Source organism: Pararhizobium sp. DWP1-1-3, assembly GCF_049896125.1.
GTDB lineage: Bacteria > Pseudomonadota > Alphaproteobacteria > Rhizobiales > Rhizobiaceae > Pararhizobium.
Window position 1 is genome coordinate 92019 of record NZ_JAFCTR010000005.1, and the last position, 15252, is coordinate 107270.

The following is a 15252-nucleotide window of genomic DNA, read 5'->3' on the forward strand; positions in this document are numbered from 1 at the left end:
ATGCGGCATGAGAAGCGAAAAGAACAGAATCATCACCATTGCCAATCAAAAGGGCGGCGTCGGAAAAACCACGACGGCTATCAACCTTGCAACCGCTTTGGCTGCCATCGGTGAAAACGTCCTGATCGTCGATCTGGATCCGCAGGGCAATGCGAGCACCGGCCTTGGCATCCAGCGCCGTGATCGCAAACTGTCCTCCTACGAGTTGATGATCGGCTCGCACAATATATCGGAAATCGTCCAGGATACGGTTGTTCCCAATCTCTCCATCATTCCATCGACCATGGATCTGCTCGGCGTCGAGATGGAAATTTCAGCCGCAAGCGACCGGGTATTCCGGCTGCGCAAGGCGTTGGCCTCGCCCGAGGCGCTCGCCTATTCCTACGTGCTTGTCGATTGCCCGCCATCCTTCAATCTCTTGACCATGAACGCAATGGCCGCAGCGCATTCGGTCCTCGTGCCGCTGCAATGCGAGTTCTTTGCCCTGGAAGGGTTGAGCCAGCTGCTGGAGACCGTTGATCAGGTCCGCCGTTCGGTCAATCCGACCTTGGATATTCAGGGCATCGTTCTGACCATGTTCGATTCGCGCAACAATTTGGCGCAACAGGTGGTCAACGACGTACGGACTCATTTGGGTGAGAAGGTCTATCATACCTTGATCCCCCGCAATGTCCGGGTTTCGGAGGCACCTTCCTATGGCAAGCCCGCCATTCTGTATGACCTGAAATGCGCCGGTAGCCAAGCCTACCTTCAGCTGGCATCCGAAGTGATTCAGCGCGAACGGCTGCGGAAGGCGGCCTGAGCGGCAATCGATTCGACATCGTAACGATAACTGTGAGTACCAACGATGAATGACGACAATTCGAGAAGAAGACTGGGACGCGGTTTGGCGGCGTTGATCGGCGAGATGGATCAGCCCCTCCAGGCGAGCAGCCCTGTAGCGCCTGTCAATGCCGACCGGCGCATTCCGATCGAGTTTGTCGCCCGCAACCCGCGCAATCCCCGCCGGACCTTCGACGAAGCCGAATTGCAGGATCTGGCAAGCTCTATCCGCCAGCATGGCATCGTCCAGCCCGTCGTCGTTCGCACGATCGCCGATCAACGCTATGAAATCATCGCCGGCGAGCGCCGCTGGCGTGCCGCCCAGTTGGCGGGCTTTACCGATATCCCCGTCATCGTCCGCGATGTCGACGACCGTACGGCCCTGGAAATCGCGATCGTCGAAAACGTTCAGCGTTCCGACCTCAATCCGCTGGAAGAAGCGCTCGGTTACGATCAGCTGATTGCAGAACACGGCTATACGCAGAACGATCTCGGCGAAATCATCGGCAAGAGCCGCAGCCATGTGGCCAATAGTCTGCGGCTGCTGAAGCTGCCGGAGCCCGTCCGGGACATGCTGTCGTCGGGAACCCTGTCGGCCGGTCATGCACGTGCGTTGATCCCGACCTCAGATCCCGTCACGCTGGCCCGCTCTATTATCGCCAAGGGGCTTTCGGTGCGCGATACCGAGCGGCTGGCCCAGAACGATATTCGCGCCCAGAACGATCCAAACTATGGCAAGCCCTCCCCCAAGGAGGAAAAGGACGCCGATACACTGGCGCTGGAGCGCACCCTCTCCGATAGCCTGGGGCTCGACGTCACCGTCAATCACAAGGCGTCGGGCGGACAGCTGCGGATTTCCTACAAGACGCTCGATCAGCTCGAAGAAATCTGCCGCCTGCTCGAACGGCGCTAATCCGATTCGGATCCGAAACAAATAGAAAAATATAATTATGTCAGATAGATAAATTCTATCTGCGCGCTGATTGCAAGGTAATCGCCAGCAAGGTCTGCATGGCGATGCTGTCTTCAAGGCTCTGCCGCGTGCGGCTTTGCAGAATGGCCGCTTGCAGGCGCCCAAGTTCGCGCCGGATCGCCGTGAGCGTCCATGTCTTCAACGCAGCTTCGATCAAGGGCTTGCGGCGGAAATGCAGATGGCGGCCGAGCGTCGCCACGACCTGGCTGGGTTGCTGCCGTTTCTCGTCCATCTCAGCCCGCATCAGGTCGAGCAGCTGAAACTGCTTCAGGCAGGCCTGAAGCACAAGGAAGATAGCGGTCTTTGACGCGACGATCTTGCGGATGGCGTGCTGAAGACTGTCGGCATCGCCCTTGAGAACAGCATCGATCGCGTCGTCCACCGAAACGGCGCTGGCGTCGCCGACGATTTCCATGACATGCTCTTCTTCGATCGAACTCATACCACGGCAATAGAGCGCCAGTTTGCGGATTTCGTTGCGCGAGGCGATCCGGTCGCCACCAAGCGCTTCATTGAGCCGCTCCCGCGCTGCCGGGGATATACGCAGGCCTTCCAGCCCAAGCTCTTGGTCGATAAGTGCATTCAGCGCCCGGGCGTCGTCGCTGTAGCAGGCAATCGATATCACCGACCGGCTGGTTTCCCCGGTCTTGCGGAGGCCAGTGCCTTTTTTGAGATCCCCTGCCTCGATGATGACATAGCTCGCCTCCGGAGGCTGCTTTGATAGCAGGGTGAGGCTATCGACGAGTGTTTTCTCGGTTCCCGCCGCGCGGATCCAAACCAGTTTTTCGCCGCCGAACAGACCGATCGTATTGACTTCGTCCAGCAGCCGTCCCGGGCTCTGCTGGAGATCCGTGCCATCCAGCCGGATCAACGAAAATGGATCGTCCAGCGCGACGCCGCTTTTGCCGGCGATTTGCGCCGCGCGTTCGGAAACCAGGCCGCGGTCCGGGCCGTAGATCAGATAGATACGATTGTCCCGCAGCGGGCGCTGCAGGAACTGATCGAATTCGTGCGATTTGATCTCGGTCATACCGCCACCTTAAGCCGCTGATCGTTCAGCGGCCGAGCGCCGCTGCAAGATCGGCTCGGATGATCTCGGCAAGTTCCCTGGCAGCCCGTTTTTCGCCATCGCGTCTGGCGCGAACCTTGGAAAACTCCTGGCCGGGAAAATCGACCAGCGAAACAGCACTGCGATTGCCGGAGCGAACGGTTTCACCCGTATCGGCGCGCGTCAAGTTATAGTCGGCCATGACCACAATGCGCGCGGCACTGGCCGTGTCGGTATCGTCGTCAGTGGTATTCTGATCGTACAGAACGCCCTGAATCTCGCTTGTGACGTTCAGAGCCAGCTTGTATTGCGCGTTCTTCGGTTCGCCAGCGCCGCCAGATGTCAAGAAGATCAACGCATTGCGTACTTCCTGCTCGACACGGTCATCAGCCTCGGAAATCTCGATCGAGGCGAGCGCCTTTGCAGGCTTTCCCTGAGGCCCGTCCGAATAAAGTGGCTTGACCTGGCAGCCGGCGAGAACCGCGAGCGTGCCGAAAGCCAGAATCTGCGCGTATCTTTGAGCTTTTTCAGACAACGACATTCACGATCCTCTGCGGCACGACGATGATCTTCTTAGGGCTTTGTCCGTTCAATGCGGTCTTGACGGGCTCAAGCGCCAGAACGGCGCTCTCGATTGCAGTCTGATCCGCATCGCGCGCAATTGTCAAATCAGCGCGCTTCTTGCCGTTGATTTGCACAGGCATTGTCACTTCGTTTTCGGCCACCAGCGCTTCTGAGTAGACTGGCCAAGCGGTCTGAGCGACCAGGCCTGTTCCGCCAATCTCCTGCCAGCACTGCTCGGCCAGATGCGGCATCATCGGGGCAACAAGGCTGATCAGGATCGACACGGCATCCTTGACGGCAGCCGTCGTCGCTTGATCCGCCGTTCCGGCCGCAACCTGCGTCAGAGGATTGGCAAGGGCATTGACGAGCTCATAGAGCCGCGCCACGGCCTTGTTGAAGGCGAGCTTGTCATAATCCGCTTGAACGGCTTTCAGCGTCTTGTGGGCGAGCTGCGAGATCGCCAATGCCGAACCGCTCGGCGCGGGCGTCGCTTCGCTCGCCTTCAGCGCGTCGGACGCTTCGGCGACCAGCCGCCACAGGCGCTGGACGAAACGATGGGCACCTTCGACGCCGGCTTCCGACCAGATCACATCGCGATCGGGCGGCGAGTCCGAAAGAACGAAGAAGCGCGCGGTATCAGCGCCATAGGAGGCGATGATATCGTCGGGGTCGACAACGTTCTTCTTCGACTTCGACATTTTCTCAATCGAGCCGATAGTGATCGGCTCGCCGGTCTCGATCAGGGTCGCCTGCCGTTTGCCGTCGTTCTCGACGATGATGATTTCAGCCGGCGTCACCCATTCGCGCTGAGCACCCTGCCCGCGGCTATAGGTTTCGTGCACGACCATGCCCTGCGTGAACAGGCCCTTGAAGGGCTCGTCGAGGCCGGCATGGCCGGTGGCCTTCATGGCCCGGGTAAAGAAGCGGGAATAGAGCAGATGCAGGATCGCGTGCTCGATGCCGCCAATATACTGATCGACGGGCAGCCAATGATCGACTGCGGCCGGATTGGTCGGCGTCTTCTCCCAGGGTGCGGTGAAACGGGCGAAATACCAGGAGGAATCGACGAACGTATCCATCGTATCGGTTTCGCGGCGCGCGTCTTTGCCGCATTGCGGGCAGGATACGTGACGCCATGTCGGATGCCGGTCGAGCGGATTGCCCGGCTTGTCGAAGGTAACGTCGTCGGGAAGCTTGACCGGCAGGTCGGCTTTTGGCACCGGAATGACGCCGCAATCGTTGCAATGGATGACCGGGATCGGGCAGCCCCAATAGCGCTGGCGGGAAATACCCCAGTCGCGCAGACGGAAATTGACCTTGCGCTCAGCCTGCGGTGCATTGCCGATCGAGGCTTGCTCCAGAGCCGAGGCTACGTTTTCAAAGGCTTCTTCAATTGTCAGGCCGTCGAGATGGCGCGAATTGATCATCACGCCATCGCCGACATAGGCCTCATCGCCAATGGCAAAGCTCGCGGCGTCGCCGTCTTTCGGCATCACCACGGCAACGACCGGCAGGCCGTACTTGCGGGCGAAGTCGAGGTCGCGCTGGTCGCCCGACGGGCAGCCGAAGATCGCGCCGGTGCCATAGTCCATCAGCACGAAATTGGCGACGTAGACGGGAAGTTCCCAGCTTGGATCGAGCGGATGCTTGACGCGAATGCCGGTGTCGATGCCCTTCTTCTCGGCCGTCTCCAGCGCTGCCAACGACGTGCCGGCGCGGCGGGTTTCCTCGCAGAAGGTTTCGATGTCCGGGTTGCCTGCAGCCGCCTGGCGGGCCAGCGGATGATCGGCGGCAATCGCCAGGAACGACGCGCCAAACAGCGTATCCGGGCGCGTCGTGTAGACAGCGACCTCGGCGGCATCAGCCGCACCCGTATCCGGAACGATTTCCCAGCGGATCGTCAGGCCTTCGGAGCGGCCGATCCAGTTTTTCTGCATCAGACGGACCTTTTCCGGCCACTGATCCAGCGTGTCGAGCGAATCGAGCAGGTCCTGGTTGAAATCGGTGATGCGGAAGAACCATTGCGTCAATTCGCGCTGTTCCACCAGGGCACCGGAACGCCAGCCGCGGCCGTCGATCACCTGTTCGTTGGCCAGAACGGTGTTGTCCACCGGGTCCCAGTTGACCTTCGATTGCTTGCGGTAGACCAGGCCCTTCTCCAGGAAATCCAGGAACAGGTGCTGCTGGTGCTGGTAATAGTCGACGTCGCAGGTGGCAAACTCGCGCGACCAGTCGAGCGACAGGCCCATCACCTTCAACTGCGCCTTCATCGAGGCGATATTCTGATAGGTCCAGGCGGCCGGGTGCACGCCGCGCTCCATGGCGGCATTTTCGGCCGGCATGCCGAAAGCGTCCCAACCCATCGGATGCAGGACGTTATAGCCGCGGGCGCGCTTGTAGCGTGCGACGACATCACCCATGGCGTAATTGCGCACATGGCCCATATGGATCCGGCCCGACGGATAGGGAAACATTTCGAGCACGTAATATTTTTCACGCGGGTCGTCATTGTCGGTGGTGAAGACGTTGTTCCGGTCCCATTCCTGTTGCCAGCGGGGTTCAGAATCGCGCGGATTGTAACGTTCGGTAGCCATATGATCGATGTTCCGGAAAATTGGCGAGGGGAAATCAGTCCCCTGGATATTTGGCGTGACCTTCACCATGAAACAAGCGTAGCGTCAAGTTTTGGAAGGCTTTGAGGCAAAACTTTCAGGCGTTTGGCTGGCATCGGGTGATTACCACTTGGCAGTCCCATTCAGTTTGACTATTGCGCCCTTCAGGCCGGAACTTGGAGATGATGGCGATGAGCGTGGAAGAACGGTTGAATGATGTCCTGAGCCGGATTCGCGCTGCGGAGGATGCCGCTGATCGTCCCTCCTGCGCCACAGCGCTTGTTGCGGTCTCCAAAACCTTCGATGCCGCAGCGATCCGTCCAGTGATCGCGACGGGGCAGCGGATTTTCGGCGAAAACCGCGTTCAGGAAGCGCAGGGGAAGTGGCCGGAGCTGAAAGCGGAATCCGCTGATATTGAGCTTCATCTGATTGGCCCGCTGCAGTCCAATAAGGCAGCGGATGCTGTGGCTCTGTTCGATGTTATCGAGACCATTGATCGTGAAAAGATTGCCCGCGCCGTTGCTGCGGAAATCGCCCGGCAGGGCAAGCCCGTTCGCCTCTATGTCCAGGTCAATACCGGGCTTGAGCCGCAAAAGGCAGGGATCGCACCGGATGATACGGTGGCTTTCGTCACATTGTGCCGTGAGACAATCGGCATTCCAGTCGAGGGACTGATGTGCATCCCGCCGGCGGATGAAAATCCCGGTCCGCATTTTGCGCTTCTTGCCAAGCTTGCCGCACGCTGCGGTCTGAAAAAACTCTCCATGGGCATGTCCGGCGATTTCGATATTGCCGTGCAGTTCGGCGCCACCAGCGTTCGCGTCGGCTCGGCGATCTTTGGAACGCGCTGACCTTCCAGCCCTCAAAAGGGTCTAACCCTTTGGTCTGGCTTCTCCGGGCGCCGTCAATCTCCTATGGTCCTTTCCGGAGGCCGGGTTCGCCCGGTATGGAGTGGAGGAGACGGCAATGGCGAGCAGCTATTCCGGCGTTTACGATGCGTGGAAACAGAATCCGGAAGCCTTCTGGGCTGACGCGGCGCGCGAGATCGACTGGTTCCGGCCGTTCGATCAGGTTTTCGATCCCGGCCAGGGCGTTTACGGCCGCTGGTTTCCCGGCGGCCAAACCAATACCTGTTTCAATTGCCTGGATCGCCAGGTTGCGGCGGGGCTCGGCGATCAGAACGCCTTGATTTACGACAGCCCGGTGACCGGCACTATCGAGCATTGGACCTACCGCGCGATGCTGGATGAAGTCGTCGCGCTTGCGTCGGTCTATCGCGATCTGGGCATCGCCAAGGGCGATCGGATCATCATCTATATGCCGATGATTCCGCAGGCTGTGTTCGCCATGCTGGCCGCGGCCCGCATCGGTGCCGTTCACTCCGTCGTCTTCGGTGGTTTCGCGGCGAGCGAACTGGCGACGCGCATCACCGACTGCGAGGCAAAACTGGTCGTCTCGGCCAGTTGCGGCATCGAAGGCGGAAAAACGATCGCTTATAAACCCTTGCTCGACGCGGCCATCGAGATCAGCCCGCATAAGCCGGCTCACTGCCTTGTTTTCCAGCGGGAAGCGCTGACATCCGATCTGCTGGCTGGCCGCGATATCGACTTTGCCGCAGCTATCGCCTCAGCAAAACAGCGGGGCGTTACCATCCCCTGCACCCCGGTTCTGGCAACCGATCCGCTCTATATCCTCTATACGTCGGGAACCACCGGCCAGCCGAAGGGGGTGGTGCGCGACAATGGCGGCCACATGGTCGCGCTCAAATGGTCGATGCAGCATTTCTTCGGCATAAGGCCGGGTGAAGTCTTCTGGGCAGCGTCCGATATAGGCTGGGTAGTTGGTCACTGCTACATCGTCTATGGCCCGCTGCTGAACGGCAGCACCGCAATTCTGTATGAGGGAAAGCCGGTCGGCACGCCCGATGCCGGCGCCTATTGGCGGGTAATAGAACAGCATGGCGTCACCACGCTGTTCACCGCCCCAACCGCCTTTCGTGCCATCCGCAAGGAGGATCCGCAAGGCGATCTCATCCGCCGCCACGACCTGTCGAAATTCAGGGCGCTGTTTCTTGCCGGCGAGCGTGCCGATCCGGACACGGTGGTCTGGGCCGAAGACAAGCTCGGTGTTCCCGTCATCGATAACTGGTGGCAGACGGAAACCGGCTGGCCGGTTGCCGGAAATCCGATCGGACTGGGTCTGCTGCCGGTCAAGTATGGCTCCGCCGCCGTGCCCTTGCCGGGATATGATGTCCAGGTGCTCGATGATGCCGGCCATCCCGTCGATTCCGGAATGCTCGGCAATGTCGTCATCAAGCTGCCGATGCCGCCAGGCTGCCTGCCGACATTCTGGAATGCCGATCAGCGGTTTCGCGACACCTGCCTTGCCGAGTTCCCCGGCTATTATCGCACCGCAGACGCCGGCTATATCGACGAGGACGGCTACATCTTCATCATGTCGCGAACCGACGACATCATCAATGTCGCCGGCCATCGCCTGTCCACCGGAGCGATGGAGGAAATCTGCGCCAGCCATGCCGATGTCGCCGAATGCGCCGTCATCGGCATCGCCGATCCCATCAAGGGCCAGGTGCCCGCCGGCTTTCTGGTGATCAATGCCAATGTTTCCCGTGAAACAGGAGATATCGAGAGGGAGGTTATCGCATTGGTCCGCGACCGCATCGGGCCTGTCGCCGCGTTCAAGACGGCACTCTGCGTCAAGCGCCTGCCCAAGACGCGATCCGGCAAGATTTTGCGCGGCACCATGCAGAAAATCGCTGATCGAGAGGACTGGAAGATGCCGGCAACGATCGACGATCCGGCTGTGCTCGACGAAATCGCGGTGGCTCTGCGGACGCGCGGGATTGGCGTGTAATCTGCCTTGGAAAATCCTTAGCCGGAGTCCTTGCGCAAGCCACATAACAGAAGCTTTTCCGAAGAATTGCTTTGAGGCAAAAAAACCCGGGTCGGCGGAAGCTGATCCGGGTTTTGCCGTGGTAAGCGATAGGCTCCAATCAGAACGTGTCGTCGTCCTCGTCCTTGCGATCGGACTTGAGGGCCTTGAGCTTGGAGAAGACGGCGTCGGCGTCGATTTCCTTCTCTTCCTCGCGCTCGTAGGAAAATGGCAGCTTTTCCGTTTCCTTCGAGGCTTCCAGCGTGGCGCCCAGTTCGGCTGCGGTCGGCAGAGGGCGGCCCTTGGACGCGCGTTCGACTTCAAGGTCGAGATCGATCTGCGTGCAGAGGCCCAGCGTAACCGGGTCCATCGCCGTCAGGTTGGTCGAATTCCAGTGGGTGCGCTCGCGGATCTGCTCGATCGTCGACTTGGTAGTGCCGACGAGACGCGAGATCTGGGCGTCCTTCAGTTCAGGATGGTTGCGAACCAGCCACAGAATGGCGTTCGGGCGATCCTGGCGCTTGGAAACCGGGGTATAGCGCGGGCCCTTGCGCTTGTTGTCGGGAACGCGAACCTTCGGTTCGGAAATCTTCAGCTTGTGGTTCAGATTGCCTTCGGCGCGGGCGATTTCGTCGCGCGACAGCTGACCGGTGGCGATCGGGTCGAGGCCCTTGATGCCCTGCGCGGATTCGCCGTCGGCAATCGCCTTGACTTCCAGCGGATGCAGTTTGCAGAACGTGGCGATCTGTTCGAACGACAGGGCAGTGTTGTCAACCAGCCATACGGCCGTCGCTTTGGGCATAAGCAGTTGTTGAGCCATGGATATAGTCCTTCTGTCCGTCCGCGCCGGTGTCGCGGGCCGTGGGGTGTAACCACTTAATTTCCGGGAAATTAGCGCCTCTATACCCTCGTCCTCTCAGAAATGCAATTCTTCTTGAATAAATGACCTTTTGTCTAATGGACGCCGTGCCTTGACCTGATATGTATGGCGCCCGAAGCGGGTGCGCACGAGGAGATGTGCCGCCTGAAACTGCCTGTGCAGGGAGGAAATCATCATGTCTGCCAAAACCTATCCGATCCTGGAATCCGCCCGGAAACGTGCCCTTATCGACGATGCGACCTATCAGGAATGGTACCAGCAAAGCGTCGCGGATCCTGAAGCATTCTGGGGCGAACATGGCAAGCGCATCGACTGGTTCAAACCCTATACCAAGGTCAAGAACACCTCCTTCGAAGGCGATGTGTCGATCAAGTGGTTCGAGGATGGCGTTACCAACGTCTCCTATAATTGCATCGACCGGCATCTTGAAAAGCGCGGCGACCAGGTGGCGATCATCTGGGAAGGCGACAATCCCTATGACGACAAGAAGATCACCTACCGGGAACTCCATGAGCATGTCTGCCGCCTCGCCAATGTGCTGAAGTCAAACGGCGTCCAAAAGGGCGATCGCGTCACCATCTACATGCCGATGATCCCGGAAGCAGCCTATGCGATGCTCGCCTGTACCCGCATCGGCGCGGTGCACTCGATCGTTTTCGGCGGCTTTTCGCCCGACGCGCTGGCCGGCCGTATCGTTGACTGCGAATCCACCGTTGTCATCACCGCCGATGAAGGCCTGCGCGGCGGCAAGCCGATCCCGCTGAAGGCCAATACCGACCAGGCCATCGAGATCGCCAAGCGTGGCGGCGTCGATGTCAAGTCGGTGATTGTCGTTCGCCGCACGGCCGGCAAGATCGCCTGGTTCTCCGAGCGCGACATCTGGTACCATCAGGCCGTGGCCGCCGTCGAAGCCGATTGTCCGCCGGCGCAGATGAATGCGGAGGCCCCGCTGTTCATCCTCTACACGTCCGGTTCGACCGGCAAGCCGAAGGGCGTGCTGCACACGACGGGCGGCTATCTGGTCTATGCTTCGATGACGCATCAATATGTCTTCGATTATCACGAGGGCGATATCTACTGGTGCACCGCCGATGTCGGCTGGGTCACCGGTCATTCCTACATCGTCTACGGTCCGCTGGCCAATGGTGCGACGACGCTGATGTTCGAAGGCGTGCCGACCTATCCGGATGCCGGCCGCCTCTGGGACGTGGTCGACAAGCACCAGGTCAATATCTTCTACACCGCGCCAACCGCCATCCGGGCGCTGATGGGCCAGGGCGATGCCTTCGTCACCCGCTCGAAGCGCACATCGCTGCGCACGCTCGGTTCCGTCGGCGAGCCGATCAACCCCGAAGCCTGGGAATGGTACTATCACGTCGTTGGCGACGGCCGCTGCCCGGTGGTCGATACCTGGTGGCAGACGGAGACCGGCGGCATCCTGATCACGCCTCTGCCCGGCGGCACGGCGTTGAAGCCAGGCTCGGCCACTCGCCCCTTCTTTGGTGTGCAGCCGCAGCTGGTCGATGGCGAAGGCAAGGTGATCGAGGGTGCTGCCGACGGCAATCTCTGCATCACCGACAGTTGGCCCGGCCAGATGCGCACCGTCTATGGCGATCACGAGCGCTTCATCCAGACCTATTTCGCCACCTACAAGGGCAAATATTTCACCGGCGATGGCTGCCGCCGCGATGATGACGGCTATTACTGGATCACCGGCCGCGTCGATGATGTCCTCAATGTCTCGGGCCATCGCATGGGTACGGCAGAAGTCGAATCGGCGCTGGTCAGCCATGATTCGGTGTCGGAAGCTGCCGTTGTCGGTTATCCCCACGATATCAAGGGACAAGGCATCTATTGCTACGTGACGCTGATGGTCGGCCAGACCGGCTCGGACGATCTGCGCAAGGCCCTGGTGACCCATGTCCGCAAGGAAATCGGCGCGATTGCCTCGCCGGATAAGATTCAGTTCGCTCCCGGCCTGCCAAAAACCCGCTCCGGCAAGATCATGCGCCGCATTCTGCGCAAGATCGCCGAGGACGATTTCGGTTCGCTCGGCGACACCTCGACGCTCGCCGATCCCGCCGTTGTCGACGACCTGATCGCCAACCGGCAGAACAAGAAGTAACAGGTGCCGAGCCATTCGGCGTCCGGATGGCTCGGTCATACCTACCAGGAAGAGCAGGCATTCGACTTGCGTCCGCCGTCATAAGGCGAGACGTAACCCGCCGACAGCATTTCGTGAGCCGGATTCCGCCCATCGGAAAAGCTGATATCGGCCACCACCCTGCCAAAATACTTGTCGCCGGAAATATGCGTTAGCTGGATTTCGCCCTGCTCGCTTGTCAGGCTGGCAAGCGCTGCCCGCGCCTGTTTGCCCGCATCGCGGGTAGACGCGCAGGCCGATTTCAGCTCCGGCGCATCGATGCCACGCAGCCGCACATAGACTTCCATAGTCTGTTGCGGCCAGGGTTTTGCCGCCACCAGGATCGTGTCGCCATCGATGACGCGGATGACCTCTGCCGTCACCGGCCCGGCTATTTCCATTCGCTTGCCGGATTTGGACGAATGCGAAACCGTGGGCGGGGACACGACCGTGAGAGCGGCAACTGCAGGCGTCAGGAAGCGAACCATCATGAATAGGAAAATATACCGTCCAAGACGAAACATCAACAGGAATTATTTCCTTAGAAGTCGATTGCCCGTCCGTTGATCTCCCAGTCGCCGAAACGCGAAGGTTCTGCGCCGCCACGGCCGCCGAGTTCTTCCGGAAGCTCAATGGGCTTCTGCGCCTTGCGGCGTTCATCAGCCTCGGCCAGCGCGCGCTTTGCCGCCGGCGAAAGGGGTTTGCGCGGCTCCAGTGCCGAATTGTCGTTGTCGTTTTCCATGGGAATTTCCGCGAAAAAGTTGAAGAATGCGCCTAATGTCCCCATCATATAGGAAACCTTTGTTCAAGCGAAACCCATGATTCACGTGAAACATCGGCAACTTTGGAGATCTGACGGATGAACCTGATGCGCACCGCGATGCTTTTGGCCTTCATGACCGCATTGTTCATGGCGGTAGGCTTTCTGATCGGCGGCAAGAGCGGCATGATGATCGCCCTCATCGTTGCCGCCGGAATGAACTTCTTTTCCTACTGGAACTCCGACAGGATGGTGCTGCGCTTGTATCGTGCACAGGAGGTGGACGAGCACACGGCGCCCGAATATTACGGTATTGTTCGCGACATGGCTGCCAATGCCGGCTTACCGATGCCAAAGGTTTACGTGATCGATAATCCGCAGCCGAATGCGTTCGCGACGGGCCGTAATCCTGAAAACGCTGCGGTCGCCGCCTCCACAGGTCTGCTCAATGCACTGTCCTATGATGAGGTCGCAGGCGTGATGGCCCATGAACTCGCCCATGTTCAAAACCGCGATACGCTGACGATGACGCTGACCGCAACGCTGGCCGGGGCGATCTCGATGCTTGGCAATTTCGCCTTTTTCTTCGGCGGCAATCGTGAAAACAACAATCCGCTCGGTTTCATCGGCGTGCTGGTGGCGATGATCGTCGCGCCGCTTGCGGCTGCCATCGTGCAAATGGCGATAAGCCGGACGCGCGAATATTCAGCTGACAGGCGCGGTGCGGAAATCTGCGGCAAGCCGCTGGCGCTGGCTTCGGCGCTGGCCAAGATTTCGAATTTCGCGCATCAGGTGCCGAATGCCGAAGCCGAGCGCAATCCGGCCACAGCGCACATGTTCATCATCAATCCGCTGTCTGGCGAGCGGATGGACAACCTGTTCTCCACCCATCCGGCAACGGAAAACCGCATCGCGGCACTGCAACAGATGGCCCAAGAGATGAAGCCGGTCTCGACGCCGCCGGTCAGGGCTGATAATCCCGTGCGCAAATCGCGCTCCGTGCCGCCGACAGGCTGGGGTCGCGGTGGTTCCGAACCACCGAAAAAAGGTCCCTGGTCTTGACGTCTGACGAAAATAAAACCGCTTCGCATCCGAAACGAAACAACCGCCCTGCCCGTTCGCGCGGCCAAGGTGCTGAAAATCCGGCGTTTGAACGCAGTGACAAGCCCGGAATCCGGGCGAGGCAGGCGGCTGCCAAGATGCTCGCGGCTGTCGTTGATCGCAAGACTTCGCTGGACGGTATGCTGGATGCAGGCAATGGCAATCCGGTCTACCGCGAACTGAACGAGGCCGACCGGGCGCTGGTTCGGGCGATCCTGAATTCGGCGCTGCGGCAATTGCCCCGGATCGAGGCGATGATAGGCTCGCTATTGCAGAACCCCTTGCCGGAAGGCGCCCGCGCGCTCGATCATGTTCTGACAGTCGCCGCCGCCCAGATCCTCTATCTCGATATTCCCGATCATTCCGCTGTCGATCTCGCGGTCGAGCAGGCACAGATCGATCCGCGCAACAAGCGCTTTGCCAGCCTCGTCAACGCCGTGCTGCGCCGCATGTCCCGCGAAAAACAGGATCTGCTGGAGAGCGTCGGCGAAAAAGTCCCGGCAATTCCTGTCTGGTTCCACAAAAGGCTGGTCACCTATTACGGTGCCGACGAAGCAGCCCGCATCGCGGCAGCGCTGCTGACCCCGGCCGCTATCGACCTGACGGTGAAATCCGACCCCGAGGGCTGGGCTGAACGGCTGAACGGCCGCCTCCTGCCGACCGGTTCCATCCGTCTTGCCGGGTTTTCCGGCGCCGTGCCATCGCTTGCCGGCTTTGATGATGGCGAATGGTGGGTGCAGGATGCTGCCGCTGCGCTCCCCGCCAAGCTTTTCGGTTCTCTCACTGGCAAACGCGTTATCGATCTTTGCGCCGCACCCGGTGGCAAGACGGCGCAGCTCATTCTTGCAGGTGCTGACGTTACTGCGCTCGATCAATCGGCCAGCCGTCTCAAGCGGCTTCAGGGCAATCTTGCCCGGTTGGAATTGGAAGCGGTGACCCAGGAAATCAACATGGCTGATTTCCGCACCGAAGAGCTGTTCGATGCCGCGCTGCTGGACGCGCCCTGTTCATCGACCGGCACAATCCGCCGCCATCCGGACGTGCTTTGGACCAAGGGGCCGGAAGATATCGAAAAGCTCGCCGTGCTGCAGGAAAAGCTGCTGCGCCACGCATTGACGCTGGTGAAGCCCGGCGGTCTGGTGGTCTTTTCCAACTGCTCGCTCGATATGCGGGAAGGTGAAGCCGTTACGGAACGCGTTTTGGCCGATGGCAATTGCGAACGGGTGGCGATCAAGGCGGCGGACTGGCCCGGTCTGGAAAATGCGGTGACGCCGCATGGCGAGTTTCGCACGACACCGGCGATGATCGATCCGCAGGATGGTTTTGCCGGGGGCCTGGACGGTTTCTATGCCGTCGTCCTGCGTCGCAAGATTTAGCCACATCTCTGTCAACAGGCTCATAGTGAGCGTCAATTGACGCTCCATGCGCGTTTCCCTAAACAATACAGGTACGATCTA

13 protein-coding genes are annotated in these 15252 nt (G+C 59.9%); 7 read left to right on the plus strand and 6 right to left on the minus strand.

Features of this window, described 5'->3' with window-relative positions:
* The first annotated feature begins 7 nt into the window (after nt 1-7).
* Together ACP7BS_RS13160 and ACP7BS_RS13165 are read left to right on the plus strand one after the other, a co-directional pair.
* Complete coding sequence (locus ACP7BS_RS13160) at nt 8-802, plus strand: ParA family protein (RefSeq protein WP_426238461.1); 795 nt, start codon at nt 8-10, stop codon at nt 800-802.
* Nucleotides 803-847: 45 nt separating this feature from the next.
* Complete coding sequence (locus ACP7BS_RS13165) at nt 848-1735, plus strand: ParB/RepB/Spo0J family partition protein (RefSeq protein WP_426231418.1); 888 nt, start codon at nt 848-850, stop codon at nt 1733-1735.
* A 55-nt stretch (nt 1736-1790) separates the two neighbouring features.
* Here ACP7BS_RS13165 and holA read toward each other — a convergent pair whose 3' ends face one another.
* The 3 genes from holA to leuS are packed head-to-tail and all read right to left on the minus strand — an operon-like array spanning nt 1791 to nt 6001.
* Nucleotides 1791-2825 carry a DNA polymerase III subunit delta gene (gene holA / locus ACP7BS_RS13170; protein WP_426238462.1) on the minus strand — a complete coding sequence of 345 codons (1035 nt, stop codon included), beginning with the start codon at nt 2823-2825 and terminating at the stop codon, nt 1791-1793.
* A 25-nt stretch (nt 2826-2850) separates the two neighbouring features.
* Complete coding sequence (gene lptE, locus ACP7BS_RS13175) at nt 2851-3384, minus strand: LPS assembly lipoprotein LptE (RefSeq protein WP_426238463.1); 534 nt, start codon at nt 3382-3384, stop codon at nt 2851-2853.
* On the minus strand, nt 3371-6001 hold the full coding sequence (leuS, locus tag ACP7BS_RS13180; RefSeq protein WP_426238464.1) for a leucine--tRNA ligase: 2631 nt from the start codon (nt 5999-6001) through the stop codon (nt 3371-3373). The genes lptE and leuS overlap by 14 nt, the downstream gene beginning before the upstream one ends.
* Nucleotides 6002-6210: 209 nt before the next feature.
* On the opposite strand from leuS, the gene ACP7BS_RS13185 reads away from it, so the two are divergent.
* Entirely contained in the window at nt 6211-6870 is a 660-nt protein-coding gene (locus tag ACP7BS_RS13185; protein WP_426238465.1) for a YggS family pyridoxal phosphate-dependent enzyme, read from the plus strand.
* A 115-nt stretch (nt 6871-6985) separates the two neighbouring features.
* A complete protein-coding gene (locus ACP7BS_RS13190) occupies nt 6986-8893 on the plus strand; it encodes a propionyl-CoA synthetase (RefSeq protein WP_426238466.1) in 1908 nt (635 codons plus the stop codon).
* A gap of 139 nt (nt 8894-9032) precedes the next feature.
* On the opposite strand, the gene ACP7BS_RS13195 is transcribed toward ACP7BS_RS13190, so the two are convergent.
* Nucleotides 9033-9731 (minus strand): DUF1013 domain-containing protein, encoded by a 699-nt coding sequence (locus ACP7BS_RS13195; protein ID WP_426231412.1) that lies wholly within the window; start codon nt 9729-9731, stop codon nt 9033-9035.
* Between the two features lie 235 nt (nt 9732-9966).
* On the opposite strand from ACP7BS_RS13195, the gene acs reads away from it, so the two are divergent.
* Nucleotides 9967-11916: an acetate--CoA ligase gene (gene acs / locus ACP7BS_RS13200; RefSeq protein WP_426238467.1), complete on the plus strand. Its 1950-nt coding sequence runs from the start codon at nt 9967-9969 to the stop codon at nt 11914-11916.
* Nucleotides 11917-11957: 41 nt separating this feature from the next.
* On the opposite strand, the gene ACP7BS_RS13205 is transcribed toward acs, so the two are convergent.
* Both ACP7BS_RS13205 and ACP7BS_RS13210 read right to left on the minus strand, forming a co-directional pair.
* Entirely contained in the window at nt 11958-12458 is a 501-nt protein-coding gene (locus ACP7BS_RS13205) for a thermonuclease family protein (RefSeq protein WP_426238605.1), read from the minus strand.
* Nucleotides 12459-12475: 17 nt separating this feature from the next.
* The gene (locus tag ACP7BS_RS13210) at nt 12476-12724 is read right to left on the minus strand and encodes a DUF1674 domain-containing protein (protein ID WP_426238468.1); all 249 of its coding nucleotides are present in this window, start codon (nt 12722-12724) and stop codon (nt 12476-12478) included.
* Between the two features lie 69 nt (nt 12725-12793).
* Here ACP7BS_RS13210 and htpX point away from each other — a divergent pair, with 69 nt between their 5' ends.
* Nucleotides 12794-13756 (plus strand): zinc metalloprotease HtpX, encoded by a 963-nt coding sequence (gene htpX, locus ACP7BS_RS13215; protein ID WP_426238469.1) that lies wholly within the window; start codon nt 12794-12796, stop codon nt 13754-13756.
* Complete coding sequence (locus tag ACP7BS_RS13220; protein ID WP_426238470.1) at nt 13753-15171, plus strand: RsmB/NOP family class I SAM-dependent RNA methyltransferase; 1419 nt, start codon at nt 13753-13755, stop codon at nt 15169-15171. Before htpX ends, ACP7BS_RS13220 begins: the two co-directional genes overlap by 4 nt.
* Nucleotides 15172-15252 lie beyond the last annotated feature (81 nt).

Excerpts from the sequence above, each read along its gene's own strand:
- ACP7BS_RS13160 (WP_426238461.1), top strand. The coding sequence starts at position 8 with ATGAGAAGCGAAAAGAACAGAATCATCACCATTGCCAATCAAAAGGGC.
- ACP7BS_RS13165 (WP_426231418.1), top strand. The coding sequence starts at position 848 with ATGAATGACGACAATTCGAGAAGAAGACTGGGACGCGGTTTGGCGGCG.
- holA (WP_426238462.1), bottom strand. The coding sequence starts at position 2,825 with ATGACCGAGATCAAATCGCACGAATTCGATCAGTTCCTGCAGCGCCCG.
- lptE (WP_426238463.1), bottom strand. The coding sequence starts at position 3,384 with ATGTCGTTGTCTGAAAAAGCTCAAAGATACGCGCAGATTCTGGCTTTC.
- leuS (WP_426238464.1), bottom strand. The coding sequence starts at position 6,001 with ATGGCTACCGAACGTTACAATCCGCGCGATTCTGAACCCCGCTGGCAA.
- ACP7BS_RS13185 (WP_426238465.1), top strand. The coding sequence starts at position 6,211 with ATGAGCGTGGAAGAACGGTTGAATGATGTCCTGAGCCGGATTCGCGCT.
- ACP7BS_RS13190 (WP_426238466.1), top strand. The coding sequence starts at position 6,986 with ATGGCGAGCAGCTATTCCGGCGTTTACGATGCGTGGAAACAGAATCCG.
- ACP7BS_RS13195 (WP_426231412.1), bottom strand. The coding sequence starts at position 9,731 with ATGGCTCAACAACTGCTTATGCCCAAAGCGACGGCCGTATGGCTGGTT.
- acs (WP_426238467.1), top strand. The coding sequence starts at position 9,967 with ATGTCTGCCAAAACCTATCCGATCCTGGAATCCGCCCGGAAACGTGCC.
- ACP7BS_RS13205 (WP_426238605.1), bottom strand. The coding sequence starts at position 12,458 with ATGTTTCGTCTTGGACGGTATATTTTCCTATTCATGATGGTTCGCTTC.
- ACP7BS_RS13210 (WP_426238468.1), bottom strand. The coding sequence starts at position 12,724 with ATGATGGGGACATTAGGCGCATTCTTCAACTTTTTCGCGGAAATTCCC.
- htpX (WP_426238469.1), top strand. The coding sequence starts at position 12,794 with ATGAACCTGATGCGCACCGCGATGCTTTTGGCCTTCATGACCGCATTG.